At 63.0% G+C, this 25,531-nt stretch carries 28 protein-coding genes; 16 read left to right on the top strand and 12 right to left on the bottom strand.

Features of this window, described 5'->3' with window-relative positions; genetic code table 11:
• Positions 1-106: 106 nt before the first annotated feature.
• From V1279_RS30870 to V1279_RS30820, 11 genes are all read left to right on the top strand, one after another.
• The gene (locus V1279_RS30870) at positions 107-1,234 is read left to right on the top strand and encodes an acyl-CoA dehydrogenase family protein (RefSeq protein WP_334443838.1); all 1,128 of its coding nucleotides are present in this window, start codon (positions 107-109) and stop codon (positions 1,232-1,234) included.
• A 112-nt stretch (positions 1,235-1,346) separates the two neighbouring features.
• Positions 1,347-2,591, top strand: a complete 1,245-nt coding sequence (locus V1279_RS30865; RefSeq protein ID WP_334443836.1) for an acyl-CoA dehydrogenase — start codon at positions 1,347-1,349, stop codon at positions 2,589-2,591.
• 154 nt (positions 2,592-2,745) lie between these two features.
• Positions 2,746-3,990, top strand: a complete 1,245-nt coding sequence (locus V1279_RS30860; RefSeq protein ID WP_334443833.1) for an acyl-CoA dehydrogenase — start codon at positions 2,746-2,748, stop codon at positions 3,988-3,990.
• A gap of 130 nt (positions 3,991-4,120) precedes the next feature.
• Positions 4,121-4,816, top strand: a complete 696-nt coding sequence (locus V1279_RS30855) for a nitroreductase (RefSeq protein ID WP_334443831.1) — start codon at positions 4,121-4,123, stop codon at positions 4,814-4,816.
• 201 nt (positions 4,817-5,017) lie between these two features.
• Positions 5,018-5,287: a hypothetical protein gene (locus V1279_RS30850; RefSeq protein ID WP_442894841.1), complete on the top strand. Its 270-nt coding sequence runs from the start codon at positions 5,018-5,020 to the stop codon at positions 5,285-5,287.
• Positions 5,288-5,300: 13 nt separating this feature from the next.
• A complete protein-coding gene (locus V1279_RS30845; RefSeq protein ID WP_334443829.1) occupies positions 5,301-5,507 on the top strand; it encodes a DUF6494 family protein in 207 nt (68 codons plus the stop codon).
• 110 nt (positions 5,508-5,617) lie between these two features.
• Positions 5,618-6,790 carry an IS110 family transposase gene (locus V1279_RS30840; RefSeq protein ID WP_334439521.1) on the top strand — a complete coding sequence of 391 codons (1,173 nt, stop codon included), beginning with the start codon at positions 5,618-5,620 and terminating at the stop codon, positions 6,788-6,790.
• 836 nt (positions 6,791-7,626) lie between these two features.
• On the top strand, positions 7,627-9,045 hold the full coding sequence (gene thrC, locus V1279_RS30835; protein ID WP_334443827.1) for a threonine synthase: 1,419 nt from the start codon (positions 7,627-7,629) through the stop codon (positions 9,043-9,045).
• Positions 9,042-10,331 carry a M16 family metallopeptidase gene (locus V1279_RS30830; protein WP_334443824.1) on the top strand — a complete coding sequence of 430 codons (1,290 nt, stop codon included), beginning with the start codon at positions 9,042-9,044 and terminating at the stop codon, positions 10,329-10,331. The genes thrC and V1279_RS30830 overlap by 4 nt, the downstream gene beginning before the upstream one ends.
• Positions 10,332-10,429: 98 nt before the next feature.
• A complete protein-coding gene (locus V1279_RS30825; RefSeq protein WP_334443822.1) occupies positions 10,430-11,017 on the top strand; it encodes a GNAT family N-acetyltransferase in 588 nt (195 codons plus the stop codon).
• Positions 11,018-11,148: 131 nt separating this feature from the next.
• On the top strand, positions 11,149-11,760 hold the full coding sequence (locus V1279_RS30820; protein ID WP_334446637.1) for a hypothetical protein: 612 nt from the start codon (positions 11,149-11,151) through the stop codon (positions 11,758-11,760).
• A gap of 52 nt (positions 11,761-11,812) precedes the next feature.
• Here the strand turns inward: V1279_RS30820 and V1279_RS30815 are convergent, their stop codons facing one another.
• The 5 genes from V1279_RS30815 to V1279_RS30795 all read right to left on the bottom strand — a co-directional run bounded on the left by V1279_RS30815 (position 11,813) and on the right by V1279_RS30795 (position 14,392).
• A complete protein-coding gene (locus tag V1279_RS30815) occupies positions 11,813-12,298 on the bottom strand; it encodes a F0F1 ATP synthase subunit B family protein (protein WP_334443820.1) in 486 nt (161 codons plus the stop codon).
• 4 nt (positions 12,299-12,302) lie between these two features.
• Positions 12,303-12,851, bottom strand: a complete 549-nt coding sequence (locus tag V1279_RS30810; RefSeq protein WP_334443817.1) for a F0F1 ATP synthase subunit B family protein — start codon at positions 12,849-12,851, stop codon at positions 12,303-12,305.
• A gap of 59 nt (positions 12,852-12,910) precedes the next feature.
• The gene (locus tag V1279_RS30805; RefSeq protein ID WP_016847054.1) at positions 12,911-13,141 is read right to left on the bottom strand and encodes a F0F1 ATP synthase subunit C; all 231 of its coding nucleotides are present in this window, start codon (positions 13,139-13,141) and stop codon (positions 12,911-12,913) included.
• 54 nt (positions 13,142-13,195) lie between these two features.
• Positions 13,196-13,951, bottom strand: coding sequence for a F0F1 ATP synthase subunit A (locus V1279_RS30800; protein WP_334443815.1), 756 nt, complete (start codon positions 13,949-13,951; stop codon positions 13,196-13,198).
• 69 nt (positions 13,952-14,020) lie between these two features.
• Entirely contained in the window at positions 14,021-14,392 is a 372-nt protein-coding gene (locus V1279_RS30795; protein WP_334446635.1) for an AtpZ/AtpI family protein, read from the bottom strand.
• A gap of 275 nt (positions 14,393-14,667) precedes the next feature.
• Here V1279_RS30795 and V1279_RS30790 point away from each other — a divergent pair, with 275 nt between their 5' ends.
• The 3 genes from V1279_RS30790 (at position 14,668) to V1279_RS30780 (ending at position 16,394) form a co-directional block, all read left to right on the top strand.
• The gene (locus V1279_RS30790) at positions 14,668-15,291 is read left to right on the top strand and encodes a 2-hydroxychromene-2-carboxylate isomerase (RefSeq protein ID WP_334443813.1); all 624 of its coding nucleotides are present in this window, start codon (positions 14,668-14,670) and stop codon (positions 15,289-15,291) included.
• Between the two features lie 64 nt (positions 15,292-15,355).
• Positions 15,356-15,895, top strand: a complete 540-nt coding sequence (locus tag V1279_RS30785) for a hypothetical protein (protein WP_442894840.1) — start codon at positions 15,356-15,358, stop codon at positions 15,893-15,895.
• A 25-nt stretch (positions 15,896-15,920) separates the two neighbouring features.
• Positions 15,921-16,394 carry a secondary thiamine-phosphate synthase enzyme YjbQ gene (locus tag V1279_RS30780; protein ID WP_334443810.1) on the top strand — a complete coding sequence of 158 codons (474 nt, stop codon included), beginning with the start codon at positions 15,921-15,923 and terminating at the stop codon, positions 16,392-16,394.
• A 112-nt stretch (positions 16,395-16,506) separates the two neighbouring features.
• Here the strand turns inward: V1279_RS30780 and V1279_RS30775 are convergent, their stop codons facing one another.
• From V1279_RS30775 to V1279_RS30745, 7 genes are all read right to left on the bottom strand, one after another.
• Complete coding sequence (locus tag V1279_RS30775; RefSeq protein WP_213246392.1) at positions 16,507-16,671, bottom strand: hypothetical protein; 165 nt, start codon at positions 16,669-16,671, stop codon at positions 16,507-16,509.
• A gap of 289 nt (positions 16,672-16,960) precedes the next feature.
• Positions 16,961-18,583: an MFS transporter gene (locus V1279_RS30770; protein WP_442894924.1), complete on the bottom strand. Its 1,623-nt coding sequence runs from the start codon at positions 18,581-18,583 to the stop codon at positions 16,961-16,963.
• 223 nt (positions 18,584-18,806) lie between these two features.
• Positions 18,807-19,175: a hypothetical protein gene (locus V1279_RS30765; protein ID WP_334443803.1), complete on the bottom strand. Its 369-nt coding sequence runs from the start codon at positions 19,173-19,175 to the stop codon at positions 18,807-18,809.
• An 82-nt stretch (positions 19,176-19,257) separates the two neighbouring features.
• On the bottom strand, positions 19,258-19,581 hold the full coding sequence (locus V1279_RS30760; protein ID WP_334443801.1) for a hypothetical protein: 324 nt from the start codon (positions 19,579-19,581) through the stop codon (positions 19,258-19,260).
• Positions 19,578-19,898, bottom strand: coding sequence for a hypothetical protein (locus V1279_RS30755; RefSeq protein ID WP_334443799.1), 321 nt, complete (start codon positions 19,896-19,898; stop codon positions 19,578-19,580). The genes V1279_RS30760 and V1279_RS30755 overlap by 4 nt, the downstream gene beginning before the upstream one ends.
• 172 nt (positions 19,899-20,070) lie before the next feature.
• Positions 20,071-22,050, bottom strand: a complete 1,980-nt coding sequence (locus tag V1279_RS30750; protein ID WP_334443796.1) for a sodium:solute symporter family protein — start codon at positions 22,048-22,050, stop codon at positions 20,071-20,073.
• Between the two features lie 13 nt (positions 22,051-22,063).
• Entirely contained in the window at positions 22,064-22,342 is a 279-nt protein-coding gene (locus V1279_RS30745) for a DUF4212 domain-containing protein (RefSeq protein ID WP_334443793.1), read from the bottom strand.
• Positions 22,343-22,631: 289 nt separating this feature from the next.
• On the opposite strand from V1279_RS30745, the gene V1279_RS30740 reads away from it, so the two are divergent.
• Both V1279_RS30740 and V1279_RS30735 read left to right on the top strand, forming a co-directional pair.
• Complete coding sequence (locus V1279_RS30740; protein ID WP_334443790.1) at positions 22,632-23,240, top strand: hypothetical protein; 609 nt, start codon at positions 22,632-22,634, stop codon at positions 23,238-23,240.
• A 73-nt stretch (positions 23,241-23,313) separates the two neighbouring features.
• Complete coding sequence (locus tag V1279_RS30735) at positions 23,314-25,446, top strand: DUF294 nucleotidyltransferase-like domain-containing protein (RefSeq protein WP_334443787.1); 2,133 nt, start codon at positions 23,314-23,316, stop codon at positions 25,444-25,446.
• Positions 25,447-25,531: the final 85 nt, after the last annotated feature.

The following is a 25,531-nucleotide window of genomic DNA, read 5'->3' as shown; positions in this document are numbered from 1 at the left end:
AGGATGGGTAGAGCGCAGCGAAACCCATCAGCCGAACCAAACAATTGATGGGTATTGCTTCGCTCCACCCATCCTACAGAGCCATCATCAACGCGAGTAACCCGCCATGAACTTCGATTTCTCCGACGAACAAAAACAGATGCGCGATGCGGCGAGGAAGTTTCTCGCCGAAAAGTGCCCGCCGAAGGCCGTGCGCGAGGTGCTCGACGGCAAGGCGCCGTATGACAAGGCGCTGTGGAAGGGGCTCGCCGAGATGGGTTTTCTCGGCGTCGCGATCCCGGAAGAATTCGGCGGCGCGGGCGCCGGTCATCTCGAGCTCTGCGTGATCGCGGAAGAAATGGGGCGCGCGAATGCGCCGGTGCCGTTTTCCTCCACCGTCTATCTCGCCGCCGAAGCGCTGCTGCTGGCGGGCTCCGGCGCGCAGAAGCAGAAATGGCTGCCGAAGATCGCAAGCGGCGAGGCGATCGGCACGCTGGCGCTGTTCGAAGGCAAGGGCAATCCGTCGCCGAAGGCGATCAAGCTGCAGGCCTCCGGTGGCACGCTCAACGGCGTGAAGAAGCCGGTGCCGGATGGCGCCATTGCCGATTTCGCCGTGGTCGCCGCGCGCACCGGTTCCACCGGGCGCGATTCCGACATCTCGCTGTTCCTGGTCGACCTGAAGGCCGGCGGCGTCGAGACGAAGTCGCTGACCAATGTCGACCCGACCCGCGGCCAGGCCGAACTCACCTTCAAGAACGCCAAGGCCGAACCGCTGGGAGCAGCCGGCGACGGCTGGAGCATCCTCACTCAAGTGCTCGACCGCGCGGCCGTGCTGCTCGCGTTCGAACAGGTCGGCGGTTCAGACCGTGCGTTGGAGATGGGCCGCGACTATGCGCTGGATCGTATCGCGTTCGGCCGGCCGATCGGTTCGTTCCAGGCGGTGAAGCACATCCTGGCCGACATGTATGTTTCGGCGACGCTGGCGCGTTCCAATTGCTACTACGGCGCCTGGGCGCTCTCGACCAACGCATCGGAATTGCCCGAAGCGGCAGCGGCTGCGCGGATCAGCGCGACGCAGGCGTTCCAGCACTGCTCCAAGAATAACATCCAGGTTCACGGCGGCATGGGTTTCACCTGGGAGTTCGACTGCCACATGTACTACCGCCGCGCCAACGCCACCGCGCTGACGCTCGGCAGCCTGTCGTATTGGGAAGATCAGTTGATCGACCGCATGCGCAAGAAGAACGCGGCGTAAGGTTCGATTTGTAGGATGGGTAGAGCGCAGCGAAACCCATCAAACCACGAGCTGAGGACGATGGGTTTCGCTTCGCTCTACCCATCCTACGAAGCCGCCGAGGATTGAAAACATGAACTTCGACGACACACCGCAGGAAGCCGCGTTTCGCGCCGAGGCGAGAGCGTGGATACAAGCCAACGCGCCGAAGCAATACGAGGAGGAGCTGCGCAAATCCTCGCTCGGCCGAACCGTGCTCAAGGGCGCCAATATTCTGGAGGTTGCCAAGGCCTGGCAGAAGAAGAAGGCCGATGCCGGCTGGGCCTGCCTGCACTGGCCCAAGGAATATGGCGGCCGCGGCGCCTCGCCGATCGAGCGGGTGATCTGGCAGCAGGAAGAGGGCCCGTTCGGCAAGCTCTCCGGCATGTTCATCATCGGCCACGGCATGTGCGGACCGACCATGATGGCGTTCGCCGGCGAGGAGCAGAAGCGCAAGTACCTGCCGCCGCTGGCCTCGGGCGAGAAGGTCTGGTGTCAGCTGTTCTCCGAACCCGCCGGCGGTTCCGACGTCGCGGGCCTCCGCACCCGCGCCGAGAAGAAGGGTGACGACTGGATCATCAACGGCCAGAAAATCTGGACCTCGGGCGCGCACTACTCTGATTACGGTATCCTGCTCACCCGCACCGATCCGACCGTGCCGAAGCACAAGGGGCTGACCATGTTCTTCCTGGACATGAAGAGCCCGGGCGTCGAGGTGCGGCCGATCAAGCAGGCCAGCGGCCAGTCCGACTTCAACGAGGTCTACTTTACCGACGTCGTGATCCCGGATTCGCAGCGGCTGGGCGCCGTCAACGACGGCTGGAACGTCTCGCTGACCACGCTGATGAACGAGCGCATGTCGATCGGCGCCGGTGTTTCGACCGGCTTCCCGGAATTGTTCGACTTCTGCAACAGCCTGATGCTGGAAGAGGGACCCGCGATCGAGGACCGCAGCGTTCGTTCAAGGCTTGCGAACTATGCAGTGAAGGCCAGTGGCCTGAGATACACCAGCATGCGCGCGATCTCGGCGCTGTCGAAAGGCGAGCGTCCGGGTCCGGAAAATTCCATCGGCAAATTGGTCGCGGGATCGATGGTCCAGGAAGTCGCGATGTATGCGCTGGACCTGCAGGGCGCCGCCGGCGTGCTAAGCGGTCCGGAGGATGCCGAAGTCGCCGGCAAATTCCAGGCGATGCTGCTGCGCGCGCCGGGCACCCGCGTCGAAGGCGGCACCGATGAGATCATGCGCAACATCATCGCCGAGCGCGTGCTCGGCCTGCCCGGTGATATCAGGGTCGACAAGGACGTGCCGTTCAACCAGATCCCGACCAAGGGAAGATAGATCACGTGTTCCGGACGCGGTGCAGCGCACTTGGCGCTGCTCCGCTGAGCCGGGGCCCACTAGGCGGCCGGTTTAATAGGCCCCGGCTCTGCAGCGCACCGCTACGCGCTGCGCAGCGTCCGGGGCACGTGTCCGGAGACAAAGGAGAACAAGAATGAACTTCGACGATACCGCGCAGGAAGCCGAATTCCGTAGCCTCGCCCGCAAATGGATCGACGCCAACGCGCCGAAGCAATACGAGGCGGAGCTATCCAAATCCTCGCTGGGCCGTATCCGGCTGGAGAAGGAAGAGATCGTCGATGTCGGCAAGGCCTGGCAGAAGAAGAAAGCCGAAGGCGGCTGGGCCTGCCTGCACTGGCCGAAGGAATATGGCGGCCGCGGCGCGACCCCGATCGAGAAGGTGATCTGGCAGCAGGAAGAGGGCGTCTACGGCAAGCTGACGCAGCCGTTCCAGATCGGCGAGGGCATGTGCGGGCCGACGGTGATGGCGTTCGGCAGCGAGGAGCACAAGCGCCATTATCTCCCGAAGCTCGCGTCCGGCGAACATATCTGGTGCCAGTTGTTCTCCGAGCCGGCCGGCGGCTCCGACGTTGCGGGCTTGCGCACGCGCGCGGAAAAGCAGGGCGACAACTGGATCGTCAACGGTCAGAAGATCTGGACCTCGGGCGCGCACTATTCCGACTACGGCCTTCTGATCACGCGCACCGATCCCAATGTGCCCAAGCACAAGGGCCTGACGATGTTCTTCCTCGACATGAAGAGCAAGGGCGTCGAGGTGCGGCCGATCAAGCAGGCCAACGGCATGCAGGAGTTCAACGAGGTCTATTTCACCGACGTCGTGATTCCCGATCACCAACGCCTCGGCGCCGTCGGCGACGGCTGGAACGTGTCGCTGACCACGCTGATGAACGAGCGTATGTCGATCGGCTCGCGGCTCGCGACCGGTTTTCCCGAAATGTTCGAGTTCTGCTCGAACCTGATGACCGACGATGGGCTTGCGATCGACGATCCCGCGACACGTTCGAAGCTTGCCAGCTGGGCGGTGAAGGCGAGTGGGCTGAAATACACCAGCTACCGCGCGATCTCCTCGCTTTCCAAGGGCGAGCGTCCCGGCCCCGAGAATTCGATCGGCAAGCTGGTCTCCGGCACCATGCTGCAGGACATCGCGACCTACGCCATGGATCTGCAGGGTGCGGCCGGTGCGCTCACCGGGGCGGACGAGCAAGCGGCGAGCGGCCAGTTCCAGCAGATGCTGCTCTCGTCACCGTCGATGCGCATCGCCGGCGGTACCGATGAAATCCTGCGCAACATCATCGCCGAACGCGTGCTCGGCCTGCCCGGTGATATCCGCGTCGACAAGGACGTGCCGTTCAACAAGATCCCGACCAAGGGGCGCTAGTCTCGTGTCCCGGACGCGGTGCGGCGCGCAGCGCTGCTCCGCAGAGCCGGGACCTAGCCTTGATGGGCCCGGCTCTGCAGCGCACCGTTACACGCTGCGCTGCGTCCGGGGCACGAAAGCGAGCTGTGCTATGGACGCTACTGTGCACCAAAATGATCGCATCGGCGTGCTCGAGGAACTCTTGAACGAGCGCTATTCCGTTCGCGCCTTCCTGCCGCAGGAGGTGCCGCGCGCGACCATCGAGCACGTTCTGAGCGTGTCGCAGCGCACGGCGTCATGGTGCAACAGCCAGCCCTGGCAGGTACTGATCGCGAGCGGTGAGGCCAAGGAAAAATTTCGCAAGGCGATCTATGCCGAGGCCGCGTCCGGCGCCAAGGATGACCATGACTTCACGCCGCCGCGCGAATATCTCGGCGTCTATCTCGACCGCCGCCGCGAGAGCGGTTTTCAGCTCTACAACACGCTCGGCATCGTCAGAGGCGACAAGATGGCTTATGCCAAACAGGCGCTGGAGAACTACAACTTCTTTGGTGCGCCGCATGTTGCTGTTATCCACACCGATGAGCCGCTCGGCATCTACGGTGCGGTCGATTGCGGCGCCTATGTCTCTAATTTTATGCTGGCCGCCCAGGCGCTCGGCCTCGGCACTATTCCGCAGGCCGCTCTCGCCCGGCATTCCGGGCTGATCCGGCGCCACTTCAAGCTGGCCGACGATCGCAAGGTGGTTTGCGGCATTTCCTTCGGCTTCGCCGACCACGCCCACAAGGTCAACAGCTACCGCACTTCGCGGGCGAGCGTTGCCGATACCGTGACGTTCGCGGACTAGCGGGCAACAAAAAGTGGAACACAGAGAAATCAACGTCATGCGCCTCGTCTACAAACATTAAACCGGGCAGAAGCGGGCTTGACCCGGGCATCCATCGGCTTCAAAGCAGGCTGCCATCTTTTCGATGGATTGCGGGGGCATCCCCGATCAGGTCGGGGACAGGCGCCCGGCAATGACGAGATGAAAAACGGAAGGCCTCCAATGAAACTTGGACCCGCAAAGCACTTCATCGCGCTCCTGCTGGCAGCCCCGTTGCTGACCGGTTGTCTCGAACGCGGCCAGCCGACCATGGTCGACACCAGCGCCGACGACGACGCATTCTGCCGCGCCAACAATGTCGCCGCGGGGTCAAACGATTATGTCAATTGCCGCAAGAACCGCGACGTGCAGCGCGGCAATGCCAACGCCCGCGCCGACCGTTCCCAACGCAATCTCGCCGAGCAGATGCTGAACAATCCGACCAGGCCGTGATCAGGAGGCCCTCATGAACGAAGACGTCTTCAATGCCAGCCTGCGCAAGTTTCTGAAGAAAGTCGGCATCACCTCGCAGCGTGAAGTCGAAAAGGCAGTGCGCGACGCCATCGAGGCCGGCAAGCTCAAGGGCCATGAGAAGCTGCCGGCGAAGATGGTGCTGACGGTTGGCGGCGTCAGCCTGACGCATGAGATCGACGACGAGATCGAGCTCGGTTAGCACACACAACTGTCATCGCCCGCGAAGGCGGGCGACCCAGATGCTATGGGGGGAGCGGCGGCGAGGGTGTGGATACCCTCGAGCGCCGTGATCACGCAATGGAGCACCCCATGTCGCAATCGTTTGACGCCAGCAGGTCCCTCACCGCCTTCGAACAGGATAGCACGTTGGTCGCAGTGATCGAGATGAGCCAGTCGAAGTGGCTTGTTGCGGCTGTGATCCCGGGGGTCGAGCGCCAGCCCCTGAAGAAGCTTGGTGCAAATGCGGACGCTCTGCTGAAGCTGTTGCAGCGCTGGCAGGATGAAGCGCGCAAGGCCGGGCGGACGGTCAGGCGGATCGTCTGCGCCTATGAGGCCGGGCGAGACGGATTCTGGCTGGCGCGCTGGCTGCAGGCGCGCGCCATCGAGGCCTACGTCATCCATGCCGCAAGCATCGCAGTGTCCCGCGAGCACCGCCGGGCCAAGACCGATCGGATCGATACGGAACTGCTGATGCGCTCGTTTCTCGGCTGGCTGCGTGGCGAGAAGCGCCATTGCAGCATGGTCGCGATCCCGACCATGGCGGAAGAAGATGCGCGGCGGCCGAGTCGTGAGCGGGAGAGCCTCGTGGGCGAGCAAACACGGATCGTCAACCGGATCAAGGCTGTCCTCGCCCTGTTCGGCATCGGCGGGTTCAATCCGAGGCTGCGCAAGGCGGCGCAGAAGCTGGAGACACTGCACACCGCGGAAGGAACACCGTTACCGGAAAATGCCCACGCCGAATTGCGCCGCGATCTGGAGCGGCTGCGCCTGGTGCACGACCAGATCCACATCATCGAAAGTGAACGGTTGCGCCGGCTCGCGCTCGCGCCGGCCGCAACGACAAGGCCTCACGCGATGGTTCGTCTGATCGCAAGGGTTTTTGGCGTCGGCATTGCGACCGCCGACATGCTGGTAAATGAGGCGCTGGCGCGCAAGCTGCGCGATCGCAAAGCTGTTGCGCGCTATGCCGGACTGACCGGCGCGCCGGACGAGAGCGGCAAGCGCCGGCGCGAGAAGGGACTGGCCCGCGCCGGCAATGGTCGGGTCCGCCGCGGCATGATCCAACTGGCCTGGCGCTTTCTGATCTTCCAGAAGGATAGCCGGCTCGTCCGCTGGTTCCGCGAGCGCACCGCAGATGGCCGCAGCGCCACGCGCAAAACCATGATCGTGGCGCTGGCGCGCAAGCTGCTCATCGCGCTGTGGCGGCTGGCAACCACCGGCGAGATAACTGAGGGGCTCAGGCTGCGCCCGGCCGGCACCTGACCATGCAGCTTCCGCAACTCCAACACGATTGACGGTTCAGCAGCCGGCAGTCTGCCGACGACATCCGAGGTGGCGGTGATCCGCCGGAATACATGGCCTTTGCGCCGCGACCCAGAATGGACCCGCCGCCCCGGAGCTTCGCCCCCCGATGCGCATGCATGCATCATGGTTCTGGTCCCGATCGATCAACCGAATACAAGTCTGCGACGCGGTATCGCGTCCACGGTGGGCTCGCCTCGGAAATCGTCCCTATGCCGCTAACGCCAAACCTCGTCCCGCCCTCAAGCCTGCCGCCGGGCTCACGACCGTCAAGGGCTGCGTCGCTCCGCGATGGCCTGCGGCCACCCTTGACCGTCGTTCCGCCCAGGCGGCTAGTCGTCTCGGGGTCGGGACGAGGAGATGTCGGTCTTCGTCGAACAAGGAGACGATAGCAATGATCTGACAACGCTCACTCTTGATCACCCCCATACAAGTATTCCAGAGACGTCAATGATCGAACCGATAGGCCGCGGCGTACTGGATCCCCCGCCTACGCGGGGGACGACGATCGTGTGTTCGTCGCTATCTCCACGTCATTGCGAGCGAAGCGAAGCAAACCATTGTCACCCTCACGCACGGAAAGACGGATTGCTTCACTGCGCTCGCAATGACGGGGAAACAGCCGGGCTCCGGCGGGGCGGGGTGGCCGCCCCGCCATTCCTCGCTTTTTCACCCTCATGCCATTTCCCCTTCGCCGCAAAACGCTTTATGGTGCCCGCTCGCCTCGGACTTGGCGAAACCTAATTCATGATCAATAGCAAAGGCTTGGCATGAGGCTTGCGCCTTTGGAGGGTAGTTTGACGCGCTATATTTCGACGCGGGGGGAGGCCCCCGTCCTGGGTTTCTGCGATGTGATGCTGACCGGGCTTGCCCGCGACGGCGGCCTCTACGTGCCTGAGGTCTGGCCGCAGCTTTCGCATGAGACCATCGCCGGATTCTTCGGCCGGCCCTATTGGGAAGTCGCGGTCGACGTGATCAGGCCGTTTACCGCGGGCGAAATCTCCGACGCCGATCTCGGCCGCATGGCGAACGAAGCCTACGCCACGTTCCGTCATCCGGCTGTGGTGCCGCTCAACCAGGTCGGTCCCAATCAATTCCTGCTGGAGCTGTTCCACGGTCCGACGCTGGCGTTCAAGGACGTCGCGATGCAGTTGATCTCGCGGCTGATGGATCACGTTCTGGCCAAGCGCAATCAACGTACCACCATCGTGGTCGCGACGTCGGGCGATACCGGCGGCGCCGCGGTCGATGCGTTTGCGGGTCTCGACAATGTCGATCTGGTCGTACTGTTCCCGAACGGGCGGATCTCCGACGTGCAGCGGCGGATGATGACGACGACCGGCGCGGCCAATGTGCATGCGCTCGCGATCGAAGGCACATTCGACGATTGCCAGGCGATCCTGAAGGCGATGTTCAACCATCACGGCTTTCGCGATGCGGTCTCGCTGTCCGGCGTCAACTCGATCAACTGGGCGCGGATCGTGGCGCAGGTGGTGTATTATTTCACCTCGGCTGTCGCGCTCGGCGCGCCCGCGCGCACGGTGGATTTCACCGTGCCGACGGGGAATTTCGGCGACATCTTCGCGGGCTATGTCGCCAAGAAGATGGGGCTGCCGGTGCGCTGGCTGCGGATCGCCTCCAACGTCAACGACATCCTGCCGCGCACGCTTAAAACCGGCATCTATGAGGTCCGCGAGGTTCACGCCTCCGCTTCGCCCTCGATGGACATCCAGATCTCCTCGAATTTCGAGCGGCTGCTGTTCGAGGCAAGCCGCCGCGACGCCGACAGCGTCCGCCGGCTGATGGCCTCGCTAAAACAGTCCGGACGTTTCGTGCTGCCGGATGCCATGCTCGCCGCGATCCGCGAGGAGTTCGATGCCGGCCGTGCCGATGAGACCGAGACGTCGGCTGCGATCCGGGCCGCCTGGCGCGAGGCCGGCGACCTCGTCGATCCCCATACCGCGGTGGCGCTGGCGGTGGCGGATCGCGACACCTCGGATTCGAAGATCCCCAACATCGTGCTGTCGACCGCGCATCCGGCCAAGTTTCCCGATGCGGTGGAAGCCGCCTGCGGCGTGCGGCCGCAACTGCCGGCCTGGCTCGAGGGCCTCATGACCAAATCGGAACACATCACGGTGATGAAAAATGATTCAGCCGAAGTGGAGCGATTCGTGCGCTCGGTGAGCCGTGCCGCGAAGCAGGGAGTTGCCGGATGAGCGTTGACGTAACCAAGCTGCCATCCGGCCTGACCGTCGTCACCGACACCATGCCGCATCTGGAAACCGCAGCGCTCGGTGTCTGGGCCGGCGTCGGCGGCCGTGACGAGAAGCCGAACGAGCACGGCATCTCGCATCTTCTGGAACACATGGCCTTCAAGGGCACGACGCGGCGCTCCTCGCGCGAGATCGTCGAGGAAATCGAGGCGGTCGGCGGCGATCTCAATGCCGGAACCTCCACCGAGACGACGGCCTATTATGCGCGGGTGATGAAGGCCGACGTGCCGCTGGCGCTCGACGTGCTCTCCGACATTCTGGCCAATCCGTCCTTCGTGCCGGACGAGCTGGAGCGCGAGAAGAGCGTCATCGTGCAGGAAATCGGCGCGGCGCAGGATACGCCCGACGATGTCGTGTTCGAGCACCTCAACGAACTCTGTTTTCCGGACCAGCCGATGGGCCGTTCGCTCCTGGGCACCGCGAAAACCCTGAAGAATTTTGATCGCGACATGCTGCGCGGCTATCTCTCGACGCACTACCGCGGGCCCGACATGGTGGTCGCGGCCGCAGGCGCGGTCGACCACAAGCGTGTGGTGGAAGAAGCGGCGCAAAAATTTGCCACCTTCGACGCCACGTCCGCGCCGAAGCCGGTGCCTGCGATGTTCGGCAAGGGCGGCTCGCGGGTGGTGCATCGCGACCTCGAACAGGCGCATCTGACGCTGGCGCTCGAAGGGGTGCCGCAGACGGATCTATCGCTGTTTTCGCTGCAGGTCTTCACCAACACGCTGGGTGGCGGAATGTCGTCGCGGCTGTTCCAGGAAGTGCGCGAGAAGCGCGGCCTTTGCTACTCGATCTACACCTTCCACGCGCCCTATTCCGATACCGGCTTTTTCGGCCTCTATACCGGTACCGATCCCGGTGACGCGCCGGAGATGATGGAAGTGATCGTCGACGTCATCAACGATGCCGTCGAAACCCTGACCGAAGCCGAGATCGCCCGCGCCAAGGCGCAAATGAAGGCGGGGCTGCTGATGGCGCTGGAAAGCTGCTCCTCGCGGGCCGAACAGCTGGCGCGGCATATGCTGGCCTATGGACGGCCGCAGACGGTGGAAGAGCTGGTCGCGCGGATCGACGCGGTCAGCGTCGAATCGACCCGCAACGCCGCGCACGCGCTGCTGACCCGCAGCCGGCCGGCCGTCGTGGCGCTTGGCAGCGGCAGGGGTCTGGACACGGCGGTGTCTTTTGCGGAAGGATTGACCAGGTCGAAGGCGAAGACGCTGCTACATTAGAGCATGATCCCGGACCCGGAGGGCAGCGTTAGCGCAAAGCGGCTCCGGTTTTCCGTAAGGATCATGCTCCGATAGTTAGAGGGCGGGGAGTAAAGGGCATGGCCCTGTTTCGTTTGCCAACCAGCGGACCGGCCGCGCTCGTGCCGCGCGGCCACGGCCTCCTGCTGCGCGCGCCGCAAATGTCGGATTTCCTGCAATGGGCGCAGTTGCGCGAACAGAGCCGGGCCTACCTCACGCCGTGGGAACCGATCTGGCCGTCGGACGATCTGACCCGCGCCGGCTTTCGCCGCCGGCTGCGCCGCTACGCCGAAGATATCGCCGCCGACCGCTCCTATCCGTTCATCATCTTCCGCGAGTCTGATGGCGCCATGATCGGCGGTATCACGCTCGCCAATGTCCGCCGCGGCATCGTGCAGGCCGGCACCATCGGTTATTGGGTCGGCGAGCCCCATGCCCATCGCGGCTACATGACCGCGGCGCTCCGGGTGCTGCTGCCGACGCTGTTCGGCGAGCTCAACCTGCACCGCATCGAGGCCGCCTGCATTCCCTCCAATGCACCGTCGATCCGGGTGCTGGAGAAATGCGGCTTCACCCGCGAGGGACTGGCGCGGCGCTATCTCTGCATCAACGGCGTCTGGCAGGACCATTTGCTGTTCGGCCTGCTGCATGAGGATTTCCGCGGCTGACCCGTTGATTTCCAAGCCTTCTGGGTGCCTTGGGTTCGCCGCCATTGGACTGCTATAAGGCCGCCGGGAACAATGACGTGAGATGATGGGATCAGGGACGTCGCATGGGTGACAATCGTTTGGCCAAGGTGATGGCGGCTGTGGCGGTTGCGGGCGGGCTGGCCTGCCTGATGGTGGCGCCGGCATCGGCGCAATCGATCACCGATCGTTTCAAGAGCCTGTTCGGCGGCAAGTCGGACGAGCCGGCCGGGGCTGCTCCCGGGGCGCCGGAAGCCCAGGACACCGGCGACTTGAGCTGCCCGCCGGTCACGGTTCGGGCCGGCGCGGCGACCTATGCGGTGGCCCCGCCCGGCAAGCAACCCGTCGGCAACGACCTGCGCTTTCAGGCAACGATTACCAAGATGGCCCGCGAATGCAGCGTCAATGGCGGGGTGATCACCGCGCGGGTCGGCATTCAGGGCCGCGTCATTGCCGGCCCCGCCGGCGCCCCGGCGTCGGTTCAGGTTCCGATTCGCGTCGCGGTGGTGCAGGGCGGCGTGTCTGAGAAGACCATCGCCACCAAGGCCTACCAGACCACCGTCACCATGACGGAAGGCGGCAGCGAGCCGTTTACGCTGGTGGCCGAAGATCTCGCCTATCCGGCGCCTCCTGGCGCCGTCGGTGACAGCTACATCTTTTATATCGGCTTCGACCCGCAGGCCCTGAAGCCCGAACGCCCGGCGCCGAAAAAGAAGAGGCAATAAAAAAGCCGGCGCGATCGTCTCGCGCCGGCTTTGATTGGTGGGTCGAAGGCGCTCAGTTCAGCTTGGCGCGAACCTCGGCAATGCCCTTGGCGAGCAGGTCGTCGGCGACCGAGCCCTTGACCGACTGCGACAGGATGGTCGAGGCGGCTTCGACCGCGGCGTTGGCGGCGGCGGCACGGACGTCGGCCAGTGCCTGGGCCTCGGCAAGCGCAATTTTGCCCTCGGCGGTCTTGGTGCGGCGGGCGACGAAGTCTTCCATCTTGGCCTTGGCCTCGGTCGCGATGCGCTCGGCTTCGGCCTTGGCGTTGCCGATGATCTCCTCGGCTTCGCGCTCCGCGCTGGCGCGGCGGGTCTGGTACTCGCCGAGCAGCTTGGCGGCCTCCTCCTTGAGACGGCGGGCGTCGTCAAGTTCGGCCTTGATGCGCTGGGCGCGATGATCGAGTGCCGTCAGTACCGTCTTGTGGATGCCGAGATAGGCAAACAGCACCATCAGGATGACGAAGGCGATCGCGACCCAGGTTTCCGGTTGGGTGAACATCGGTCTATCCCTTCAACGTAGCATCGACGGCGCGGTTGATGGTTTTCCCGTCGGGCAGCACGCCGGTGAGCCGCTGCACGATCGCGCCGGCTGCATCCGCGGCGATGCCGCGGACATTTTTCATCGCGGTCTCGCGGGTCGCCGCGATCTGCTTCTCGGCGGCGGCAAGCCTGGCGGTCAGCTGGTCTTCCAGCTTCTTGCGCTCGGCTTCCGAGGCCGCGTTCAGCTTCTCGCGGGTCTCGTTGCCGATGGCCTGCGCGCGGGAACGCGCCGAAGCGAGTTCCGTCTCATACGCCTTCAGCGCAGCGTCGGACTCATCCTTCAGCTTCTGTGCTTGCGCCAGATCGCCCTCGATCGCGTTCTGACGTGCGTCGATCACGCTTTCGACGCGCGGCAGCGCAAAGCGGGACACGATCACATAGAGCGCGACGAATGCTATGACGAGCGATACCAGCTGCGAAGCAAACGTGCTCGACTCGAACGGAGGAAATCCTCCGCCGTGTCCGCCATCTGCTCCGGTGTGGGCGCCGGTACCATGACTCTTTTCAGCCACGGAGTTCTCCTGTTGCTGTCAGCGCGCCGCCCGGACCGGGCGGCGCGATAGGGTGCAGCTCAGAGCGGAACGAACAGCAGCAGCAGCGCGATCAGCAGCGAGAAGATGCCGAGCGCTTCGGTCACGGCGAAGCCGAAGATCAGGTTGCCGAACTGGCCCTGGGCTGCCGAAGGATTGCGCACGGCCGCGGCGAGGTAGTTGCCGAAGATGATGCCCACGCCGACGCCCGCGCCGCCCATGCCGATGCATGCGATGCCCGCGCCGATAAGTTTAGCTGCTGCCGGTTCCATTTCTAGAGCTCCTTGAGAGATAAGACAGAGTGAGGGTGGAAATTCCCCGGACGCTTAGTGTCCCGGATGAATGGCGTCGTTGAGGTAGATGCAGGTGAGGATCGCGAACACGTAGGCCTGCAGGAATGCGACCAAGAGTTCGAGCGCGGTCAGCGCGACGGTGAGCGCCAGCGGCAGCATGCCGCCGACCCAGCCGAGCGCGCCGAGCGAGACGCCGAGCATGGCGACGAAGCCCGCGAACACCTTCAGCGCGATGTGACCGGCCAGCATGTTGGCGAACAGACGTACGCTGTGCGAGACCGGCCGCAGGAAGAACGACAGGATCTCGATGAACATGACCAGCGGCAGGATGTAGATCGGCACGCCGGAGGGCACGAAAATCTTGAAGAACTTGAAGCCGTTCTTGTAGATCCCGTAGATCAGGACGGTGAAGAAAACCAGCAAGGCCAGCGCCGCGGTGACGATGATGTGGCTCGAAACCGTGAACGTGTAGGGGATGATGCCGATCAGGTTCGAGATGCAGATGAACATGAACAGCGAGAAGATCAGCGGGAAGAACTTCATGCCTTCCGCGCCGGCGGTGCTGCGGATCGTGGTGGCGACGAACTCGTAAGAGATTTCCGCGATCGATTGCAGCCGCCCGGGAACCAGTTGCCGTCCCGCCATGCCGCCGATCATCAATAGCGAGATCACCGCTACCGAGAGGAACATGTAGAGCGACGAGTTGGTGAAGGCGATCGTGTGGTTGCCGATATGGCCGATCGTGAAGAGGGGTTCGATATTGAACTGGTGGATCGGGTCGATTTTCATCCGCGCGGCTCTTTATCCACCGGCCTGGCCGGCAATCGAATTTCAAATGTCGTGACTTCCGGTCGACGCTCAGCGCCTGCCTGGACCTGCGCCTGCAGTTCTCACCACGTTGACCACGCCGGCGACGAAGCCGAGCAGAAGAAACACGATGAAACCGAACGGCGATGTCGACAACAAACGGTCGAACCCCCAGCCAATCGCCGCTCCGACAACAACGCCCGCGACCAATTCCGAGGAAAGCCGGAAACCCAGCGCCATCGCAGATGCTCTGGCAGCCCTGTCTCCGCTTTCAGTTCCGGGTTGATCAGTCTTGGGTTTCCGGCTGTCACGAATTTCGGACAACCGTTGATCCAGACTTCCGAGCCTTGCGGAAAGCGCAGCTTCGTCGGAAGACGGCTGATCGTGATTTCCACTTGCGTTGTCGTTCTTGTCTTCGGCCATGCCCAAGACAGTAAACGATGCCAACGGTTGATGGAAATTACGCCCGTCACCCTTGAAAGCCGCGCGGACCATACTTACCGCGTCTATTCAAGTCAAGATTAGGCCGTAACCAGTTAGTTCGTTGATTCGATTGGATTTATTCAAGTGTCGCCTGCGACGCTGTGGAGCCGTCATCGCAGTGCAGCAGCTATTCCCGCATGGATCGATCTTGCGCCGGTTTGGGCGGTCTGCTGGGATGCTCCGAGTGAAGCGAAAGTCCTCGTGCCGGAGCCCGCATGCCGCGTCAGGTCGATTACTATTTCTCGCTCCAATCACCATGGGCCTATATCGGGCATCAGTCCTTTCGGCGTCTGGTAAGTACTTATGATCTCAAGGTAAATCACAGGCCGGTGGTGCTGGTCGATCTGTTTTCGGAGACCGGCGGCCTGCCCTTGATGAGGCGCCACCCGGTACGGCAGCGCTACCGGATGGTCGAACTGCAGCGCTGGCGCGACAAGCGCGGACTGAAATTTCATCTGCAGCCGGCGAACTGGCCATTCAACGCACGCCTCGCCGATGGCGTCGTGATCGCGGCGCTCGAGGCCGGCCACGATCCCGACCGCTATTTGCGCCGGGCCTTTGCCGCCGTTTGGGAAGATCAGCTTAATCTCGCCGATCCCGTAACGATCGCGAAACTCGCCGACGAATCAGGGCTGCCCGGCAAGCAATTGGTGGCGCGCTCCGGCGCGGAGGAAATCAGCGCGGCGTATGAGCAGAACCGGCAGGACGCGCTGGCAGCCGACGTGTTCGGCTCGCCAGTCTATGTGCTGGAGGGCGAAGTGTTCTGGGGACAGGACCGCCTCGAATTGCTGGAAGACGCGTTGAAGTCCGGCCGAGCGCCCTATAGCTCTAGAGTCTAGGGACGCCTTGAAAGCGCCCCGGCGGTCGAGGAAACCGGTACTGTCCTGAGGCGGGAGCAAGCCCATGAGCACAGCGAAATCGTCCTCGAAATTTGCGGTCGCCATCATGCTGGCGTGTTGCCTCGGCGGTTGCGGTCACGCGCTGGCGGGCGCGATGCCGGAGACCGAGAACGGCCGTTACGCCTTGTCGCCGGCGGGCGATGGCGTGCTTCGTCTCGACACCCGCACCGGCGCGGTTTCGACCTGCAGCAATTCTGGCGCGGGCTGGGCCTGCTACGCCGTACCTGATGAACGCGCTGCGATGGACACTGAAATCGGCCGGCTGCAGGCCGACAACGAGAGGCTCAAGGCCGAGAATGAAAAGCTCAAGGCGGACCTCGCCTCGCGCGAGCCCACCGTGACCGGCAAGATCGAAGAGCCGCTGCCGAAATCGGACTCGCTGAAGAAGGGCGAGCCGAAGGTGGCAGAGGGCGAGCGCAAGATCGAAATTCCGCTGCCGAGCGACCGTGACATGGATCGCATGATGTCGTTCCTGGAGCGGGCCTGGCGGCGCTTGATCGAGATGGCGAACCGGGTGCAGAGGGACGTCAACGGCAAGATTTGACTGGGACGATGTGTGGAGAGTGTTCGTGACATCGCCAAAATCCGTTTCCCGAACCGCTTCCTCGTCCGTCAGTGCCACCACCATCACATCCTCGCTGCTGACCGTGCAAACCTCGGGCACGGGCTTTACCGATCTCACCGCCGAGGTCACGAAATTCGTGCGCGACGCACATGCGCGCGAAGGCGCGGTGACGCTGTTCATTCGTCACACCTCGGCGTCGCTGACGATCCAGGAAAATGCCGATCCGGCCGTGCTCGTCGATTTGACGACGGCGCTGAACCGGCTCGCGCCCGAGAACGCCGGATGGCGCCATGACACCGAGGGGCCGGACGACATGCCGGCGCATATCAAGACCATGCTGACCGCGACCTCGCTGCACATCCCGGTGCTGCAGGGCGCGCTCGCGCTGGGCACATGGCAGGCGATCTATCTGGTCGAGCACCGCGCGCGGCCGCACCGGCGCGAGATCGTGCTGCAGTTCGCAGGCGCCGCCGGCTGAGCACCTCGCGGCTTGCCTTCGCCAAAGGCCGTTGGCCACAAACCTGCAATTTGCCGGCGCGTCGAGCTTGCAATCGAGCCAGCCGCGAAGCGACTGCAGCCGGATTGAGAGATCAGCGATTGGATTGCATATAGGCAAGCCCGGCAGCGCACGCACCGAAGGTAAGCGCCCAAAGCAGGCTTGAATCAAGCGACGCGTTCAGCCCATACCGCTGCAGCAGGAAAATGAAGGCAGCAGCCGCCGCGGTGTGCATAGCGATATAGCGCCAATTTTTCATCGACCGTCTGCCTTTGGAGATGCCCCGCCATTGATGTCTAGCCTGATCATGGGTCCCAAACAACGCCATTGCGCTCGGTTGTTGGTCTCGCTGCACATGCCGTTCGCCCGAAACGCAAGGCCACATTGGGAACGTAGCGGTCATTCGATCGGCATCGCGGCTGCCGCGCGCGTGAGATCGCCCGCAGTCGTCGGAGAGCCCGCCTCAAAAAACTAGCCGGCCGCGGAGCGATCCGCGGCCGGCTTTGTTGGGAGTGTCATACCCCGCGGCTTTGCCGCCGGTAAGACTGTTACTTTGTGATGTCGACGTCCTTGGTCTCGGGCAGGAAGAAGAAGCCTACCACCGCGGTGATCGCCGCGAAGATGATCGGGTACCAAAGGCCTGCGTAGATATCGCCGGTCGAGGCCACGATCGCGAACGAGGTCGCGGGCAGCAATCCGCCGAACCAGCCGTTGCCGATGTGATAGGGCAGCGACATCGAGGTGTAGCGGATCCTGGTCGGGAAGAGCTCGACCAGCATCGCCGCGATCGGTCCGTAAACCATCGTGACGAAGAGCACCAGCACGAACAGAAGTCCGATGATCGCCGCGACTTGCGGCCTGAAGATATCGATCGGATTCGACATCTTCACGATCTGGGCGTCGCCAGCCTTCGGGTAGCCAGCCGCCTGAACCGCTGCCAGCACCTGCGAGTTGGAGGTCTTGGCGTCGGTGTAACCAACGTCCTTGCCGTTGACGACGACCTTCACGCCGGAACCTGCTGCGCCGTAGGTGGTCGAGTATTTGACCGACTGCTGCGACAGGTAGGCGCGGGCAGTGTCGCATGGTGCGGAGAACACGCGGGTACCGACCGGGTTGAACAGATCGCCGCAGCCTTTTGGATCGGCGACCACCTCGACCTTGACCGACTCGATGGCCTTCTCCAGCGCCGGGTTGGCGTTGCTCGTGATCATCTTGAAGATCGGGAAGAAGGTCAGTGCCGCGATCAGGCAGCCCGCCAGGATGATCGGCTTGCGGCCGATCTTGTCGGACAGCGCGCCGAACACGATGAAGAAGCCGGTGCCGAACAACAGCGACCAGGCGATCAGCAGGTTGGCGGTGTAGCCGTCGACCTTCAGGATCGATTGCAGGAAGAACAGCGCGTAGAACTGGCCAGTGTACCAGACCACGCCCTGACCCATCACGCCGCCGATCAGCGCCAGGATGACGATCTTGGCATTGCTCCAGTTGGCGAAGGCTTCGGTCAGCGGCGCTTTCGAACCCTTGCCCTCGTCCTTCATCTTCTGGAATACCGGCGATTCGTTCAACTTCAGGCGGATCACGACCGAGACGCCGAGAAGAACTACGGACAGCAGGAACGGGATGCGCCAGCCCCAGGCCGCGAACGCAGGCTCGCCGAGCGCCGTACGGGTGAACAGGATCACCAGCAGCGAGAGGAAGAGGCCAAGCGTTGCCGTGGTCTGGATGAACGAGGTGTAGTACCCGCGTTTGCCGTGCGGTGAATGCTCGGCCACGTAGGTCGCCGCGCCGCCGTATTCGCCGCCGAGCGCGAGACCCTGCAGCAGGCGCAGCCCGATCAGGATGATCGGCGCCGCGATGCCGATGGTGGCGGCGTTGGGCAACAGGCCGACGATGAAGGTCGACAGGCCCATGATCAGGATGGTGACGAGGAAGGTGTATTTGCGTCCGACGATGTCACCTACACGTCCGAATACAATGGCACCGAACGGGCGCACCAGGAAGCCGGCGGCGAAGGCGAGCAGTGCGAAGATGTCACGCGTCGCTGGCGGATATTCCGAGAAGAACTGTGCGCCGATGATGCCGGCAAGCGATCCGTAAAGGTAGAAGTCGTACCATTCGAAGACGGTGCCAAGCGACGACGCGAAGATGACGAAACGTTCGTCCTTCGTCATGCCGGCGGCCTTGCCGGATGTGATAGCAACAGTAGACATTTCGGATTCGCTCCCCTTTTATATTCGCGCAGATGTGCGTCGCGTCAGTTCGACGCGTAATTGCGCGCCTGACTACATGTTTGGGGGCAATGGCCCAATAGTACTTTCGGCGGGCATAGCGCCGCTTTGCATCGATTGGGCCACAGTGATCGTTGAATCCGCCGGTTATCGGCGCAGTCTCCAACTAAAATCCAATAATCGAGAACAAGAGCGCAGCGGTCCACATCATAATGGAGATGGCCGCGGTCCAGCGCGCGCACATCAAATACGTCTCCCGCATGATCGTTGAAATCATCTTCTGCGCGATGGCCGGGGGCGGCCGGCTTTCCTTGGGCAGATAGAGCCACATCTCGGTCCGGCGGTGGTCCTTGGTCTGGGCTTCGCGGGCTTTCAGAACGAGGACGAGCGTCATCGCCATGGTCAGAAAACCACCGGCCTGAAAGGCAGACCGCGGAAGGAAGGAAAGGGCGATCATGACGCAAAAAATGGCAAGCGACGCGAAGCCGCATGCGCGCAGCACCGTTTCGTAGGCAATACGGCGCATTTCTTCCACGCTACCGCCGCTCCGTCCTTTGCAAGAAAGAGGCTAAGCGTAGCGGCAACGTCGTCTGCCCTCAACCTCGGGAGCCGGCCGGCTAAAGCCCGATTTGGAGAAAATTGCCGACGGCGGGAAGCGCCAGGAGCGCGGTGCCGGCAAGCCAGATCCAGAGCGACACGGTGTTCGATTCCGATGCGCCGGTGGCCCGCTCGTAGATGGCCGCCGGAACTCCGCCCAGGATGACGGTTGCGGTTGAAACCATCAGCGAAGCGAACATCAAGGTCAGCGACAGGTTTCCAAACAGCAGCGGGCCGGCCAGCGGCTTGACGTACAGCAGCGAGAAGATCAACCAAAGCTGGTTGAATATGCCGTTGATCATTCCGAAGAACGCGATTCCGATGAAATAGAAATTGCGATTCATGATGCCGCTCCGCCAACGCGGGGAGCGAGGTTTAACAGCAGCAATGTGTAGTGAAACCCGACCCGCAGCCAGAACAGCCAGACGAAGCCGAACAGCCATAGCAAGACCGGGGCGGTGATCTTCGGGGTGACCAGCGCGACGACGGCGACGACGGGATCGGTGACCCGGCAGAAAAATCGCCAGATGTAGTTCGGCGAATCGGCATCGACCATCAGGCCGAGCAGGACACGGCCGAGCATGGTGTACATCAGCGCCGCCAGGATGAAGTTTGGCAGATGGAAATACCAATAGCTGGCGATCGAAGTTGCAGTATCCAAAGTCCGATGCTCCCGCGGTGCTTCAGCAATCGACGTGCCGGGATGTGTGACGACACCACGATCGTGCCCAACAATGGCAAGTGGCGACTTCCCCGGCAAGCGATGTCATGGCTTATCGAAAACAAAACGGGGCCCCGAGGGGCCCCGTTTGCCGAAACGTGTAGCAGCGCTCCTAGGTGGTCTTTTCCTCGAGCACCGTCCGGCCTCGCGGCTTGCGGATGTCGTCGACATAGGCCTGCATCTCCGCCGACGGCTCCTTGCCGAGCTTGCTGACGACGTAGATGACAGCAAAGCCGAGCGGCGCTCCCAACAAGCCGCAGGCGATGTTGGTCAGGTCGAACCAGCCGACCTTGTTGGCCAACGGATGGGCAAGCGTCGGGAAGGATTCCATGGCGTTGGGCAACGCCATGGTTTTGGCGATGTCGACCAGCGGCGCTCCCGTCAGCGCGTTGGTCAGCGATGTCATGCCGAAATACTTCACGCCCGCGCCCGGGAAATACCTCGTCGTCACGAGATAGAACAGGCACAATCCGAAGCCGGCAATGATGCCGCAGACCGCACCTGTCGCCGTCGCACGCTTCCACCAGACGCCCATCACGAGTGCCGGGAAGTTGCCCGCCATCGCCAGTGAGAATGCCCAGCCGACCATGGCCAGGATGTCCCCGGGCTTGGTGGCCGCCGTCGCCGCCGCGACCACGGCGACGATCAGCAACAGCACGCGGGCGATCATCAGCCGGCGTACGGTTGGCGCGTTGGGATCGATCATCTTGTAGTAGACGTCGTGTGATAGGGCGTTGGCGATGGCGAGCAGAAGCCCGTCAGCGGTGGACAACGCTGCTGCCAGGCCGCCGGCGGCGACCAGGCCCGAGATCACATAGGGAAGTCCCGCGATCTCCGGGGTGGAGAGCACGATCACGTCCGTGTTGATCACGAAGTCCTGCAGTCTTACGACCCCGGGATGACCGGCAATCGCCTTACAGGCTGCCACGATGGCGTCGATGCTGCCTGCATTCTTGCCGCAGATCTGGATCAGCCCGAGTTCACCCCAGTTGAACAACCACGGGCGAATGGCTGTCAGATCCCGCCCGATGATGTTGGTGTACACTTCCAGCTTCGAGAATGCCGCGTAAGCCGGCGCCGAGAAGTACAGCAGGAAGATGAACAGCAACGACCAGGCGACCGACTGGCGTGCCTCACGCACCGACGGGGTGGTGAAGTAGCGCATCAGGATGTGCGGCAACGAAGCCGTACCGACCATCATGCACATGATGATGGCGAAGAAGTTCAGCGGGGTGTAGTTGAAGAACGGCGAGATGTGCGGCTTCAGGTTTGCCGCTGTCGCAAGACCGGTCGCCAGCATCTGCTGCTCGCGCGCGGTGATATCGGCGATGGCCTGTCCGTAGGTGAGTTCCGGAATCGGGAAGCCGTAATTCTTGGTGGACAGGATCACGATCGGCGTCAGGTAGGCGATGATCAGCACGATGTACTGGGCCACCTGGGTCCAGGTCACCGCCCGCATGCCACCCAGCATCGAGCAGACCAGAATGCCGACAAGTCCGGCAAAGACAGCCAGTTCGAACTGCATCCCGAGGAATCGCGAGGCGATCAGACCGGTGCCGTAAATCTGCGCCGTCACATAGGTGAAGGAGCAGGCGACCAGCACGATCACGCCGAGACCGCGGGCGAAATTGCCGCCGTAACGGAACGCCAGGAAGTCGGGCACCGTATAGGCGCCGAACTTGCGCAGGTAAGGTCCGATCAGGATCGAAACCAGCACGAAGCCGCCGGTCCAGCCGAGCACCCACGCCAGGCCGTCATAGCCGAGCAGGAACAATGTGCCGGCCATGCCAACGAAGGATGCCGCGGACATCCAGTCGGCGCCGGTAGCCATGCCGTTGTAGAGTGCGGGCACGCTACGGCCGGCGACGTAGTACTCGGAAACCTGTGCGGTTCGCGAGAGAACACCGATGATGGCGTAGACGGCGAGTGTGAAGAACACGAACAGATAGCCGAGGATCTTGTTCGGGACCCCGACCTGCTCGAGTACCGCGAGCAAAATGACGAAGGCGAGAAAGCCTCCGGTGTAGATGCCGTAGACTTTTCCGAGGTTATTGAGAAAATCGGTACTGCCGCCTGATGTTTTTGTAGCCATGTCCGCTTCTCCCTTAATCTTCCTCGGCGAAGCCGAATTCGCGGTCAATCTTGTCTTGCTGCTTCGCGAACAGGTACAGCATGACCACAAACACGATCAGCGAGCCCTGCGCGGCCATGTAGAAGCCGAGCGGGAAGCCGAGGACGGGAATGACGATAGTGTTGAGCGGCTTCACGAACATGTGGATGACGAAGCCAAAAAAGAACCACACGCCAAGATGCGTGAACATCAGGCGCGAGGTCTTCGCCCAGTGGGCTTCTTCTCTCTGTTTCAGGTCTTGGGTGTCAGGCATGGGCTGCATTTCCTCTGAAGGCACCGGTCAGCAAATACGCCGGGATTGAATATCGAGGGGAATGCAATCCCTTCAGTGCGGCGCCCCCCATGCCGCGACTTCAGCCGGTCTTGCGCCGGTTTGGAGTCAACGAAAGCTAACATCAGGGGCGGTTCCAACTCGATAATACTTTCGGGGGGTGTGAAATTGTTGCGACTGCTAACAGGGATGCGTTGAGAACATTGGACTTGTCGTGAACCAGATAGGGTAAGCTGACGAGGCAACCTGAGCTGAGCTGGATGAGGCCGCAATGAAGCTGTTCGAAAAACTGTTTCGACCCCGTCCGCCGATTCGGGACCGCGAGGCGCTCGCGGACTTCATCGACGCACAGTCGGCGTTCATCGTGCAAAAGGGAATCTACGAATATTCCCGCGCCCGCGCCGGCCACTATGCCAAGGTGCTGTTTGCCGAGCAGGGGTTTGCCAAATCGGTCGAACATTCGCGCTGGCAGGCATATCCGCTCGGTCTTGCGATGGTCGGCGAGATGGTCGAGGGCGTGTTGCGTCCGCACGCCGGCGCGGATCGCCGGGCGGTTCTCGACCAGACGATATCGGTCGTCCTTTCGGTTTTCGACCGTTATCCGGTGCCGCCGTCGATCGGCGAGATCGGCTGGCAGGACGCCCGGCGGGAGCTGGCGCATCGGCTCGACCTCGTGGGAGGGCATGCGCCGAAGCGGGTGATGGACATTCCCGAGCCGCTGGCGGAGAGCTACTTTGCCATGATGCCGATCCACGAAAAGCTGCGCGGGCGAGACTTCGATACGACGCGCAATTACCTGCGCGTCAGCCTGTGCAACATCCACGACGAGTTGATCGGCCGGATCGATGCGCCTGCCGTGACAAGCGCACTGCAGCAGTAGGATCCCGCCCAGGCGGTGCTAACATCGGGCTTCCAGTCGGCATGCGCGCAACCCGCTGGCGAGGGAGGGGGCGATGGACAGGACAAATGGCGGCGCCCCACTTTTGTCGCTCGACGCCGTTGTCATCGATACCGAGACCACCGGACTGGATCCGCGCAAGGCGCGGCTCATCGAGCTTGCTGGGGTGCGCCTGTCGGCCGGAAAGCTCGTTGCCGGCGAATCCTTCCGTCAACTGCTGCGGCCGGCCGGTCAATCGATCCCCGCCGAAACGACGCGCATTCACGGCATCAACGACGCCATGGTCGCTGGCGCGCCGCTGTTTGCCGATGTCTGGCCACACTTCAACACGTTTCTCGGTCAGGCACTGGTGATTGGGCACGCGGTCGGGTTCGACCTTGCGGTGCTGAAGCGCGAATGCGATCTCGCCGGCCTGCCGTGGATACGGCCGCGCACGCTTGACACGCGGCAGCTCGCGCAGATCGCCGCACCGGAACTGGCTGGCTATTCGCTGGACGAACTCGCCGCCTGGATGGGCGTTGACGTCGTCGACCGGCATTCGGCGCTCGGCGATGCCATAACGGCGGCGCGGGTGTTTCTGGCGCTGGTGCCGAAGCTGCGCGACCACAGCATCCGTACCATTGCCGAGGCCGAACGGGCCTGCCTCGCCCTTACCTCCATACTCGACGATGAGGCGCGGAGCGGCTGGATCCAGGCCGTCGAAGCTCCGGAACGTGCCGGCGCGGAACGAACCCTGAAACGTTTCGACAGCTACGCCTATCGGCACCGCAATCGCGACATCATGCGGATGCCTCCGGTCTTTGTGGCATCCGGGATTTCGGTCCACGACGCCCTCGCGCGGCTGGCGAGCGAGAGAACATCGGCGGTGTATGTGGCGCCAAACGCTGTTTTTGGCGACGTGAAGGCCGCGGAGGCGGGTATTGTCACGGAACGCGACCTGCTGCGCGCGATCGCCCGGTTTGGCGCCGCCGCGCTCGATTTGCCGGTCAGCGAGGTCATGAGCCAGCCGCTCGCAGCAGTTTCCGCGGACACCTTTGTCTATCGCGCCATCGGCCGCATGAACCGTCTCAAGATCCGCCACCTCGGTGTCACCGATGAAGCCGGCCGCGTGGTCGGGGCATTGTCCGCGCGAGACCTGCTGCGGCTGCGGGCCGGAGAGGCGATTTCGCTCGGCGAAGAGATTGACGATGCCGCGGACGCGCACGCCTTGGCGCTTGCCTGGGCGAAGCTGCCGCGCGTCGCGGAATCTCTGATGGCGGAAGGGCTGTCCGGCCGCGACATCGCGGAAGTGATCTCCCGTGAACTCGGCGCGCTCACCGGGCAGGCCGCCGTGATCGCCGAGCGGATCATGCGGCAGCGTGGCCAGGGCGATCCCCCATGCGGCTATGCCATGATCGTGCTCGGCTCGGCCGGCCGCGGCGAAAGCCTGCTGGCGATGGACCAGGACAATGCGGTGATCTTCGAACGCGGCGAGCCTGACAGCGAGGAGGATCGCTGGTTCGCCGTGCTCGGAACACATGTCGCTGACATCCTGCATGAGGTCGGCGTGCCCTATTGCAGGGGTGGCGTGATGGCGAAGAACGCGCCCTGGCGTGGTTCGGTCGCAACGTGGCGGGATCGGATCGACCACTGGATCACACGCTCCAATCCTGCGGATCTGCTGTCCGTTGACATCTTTTTCGACCTGCGCGCCGTCCACGGCGATGGCAGTCTTGCCGTCGCGGTGAGGCAGGCCGCCTACGCTGCGGCCGAAGGCCAGGTCGCGTTCGCCAAGCTTTTGGTCGAAGGCATCAGCATCCCCGCGAGCCTGAAACTTTTCGGCGGTATTCGCACCGAGGGCGGTCGCATCGACCTCAAGGCGGCCGGGTTGTTCGGCATTGTCGCCGCGGCGCGGGCCATGGCAATCCGCTACCACCTGATGGACCGATCGACGCCAGCTCGGCTCGCTGGCGTGAAGGCGCTCGCTCGCGTGAGCGAGACCGATCTTGATGCGCTGGTCGAGGCCCAGGGCGTGTTTCTCGATCTCATCCTGTCGCAGCAGATCGAGGATATCGCCAAGGGAACACCGACCACCAACGCGGTCTCGGTCAAGCAATTGTCGCCTCGCAACCGCGATCGATTGCGCGCAGCGCTTCAGGCGGTGACCGTTGTCGATGAATTGACCCGCAATCTCCTGTTCAAGGTTTGATTGTGAATGCAGAAACCTTGTTGCGGTGCACAAATCTGTACAAATCTGGCAATTAACTGCTTTACCGCGTGAGAAGATTGCGAGC

Source organism: Bradyrhizobium sp. AZCC 1610, from assembly GCF_036924515.1.
In the GTDB taxonomy this organism is placed as follows: Bacteria; Pseudomonadota; Alphaproteobacteria; order Rhizobiales; family Xanthobacteraceae; genus Bradyrhizobium.
Note: the sequence above shows the minus strand (reverse complement) of the source record. Positions and strands in the feature narration are given on the sequence as shown.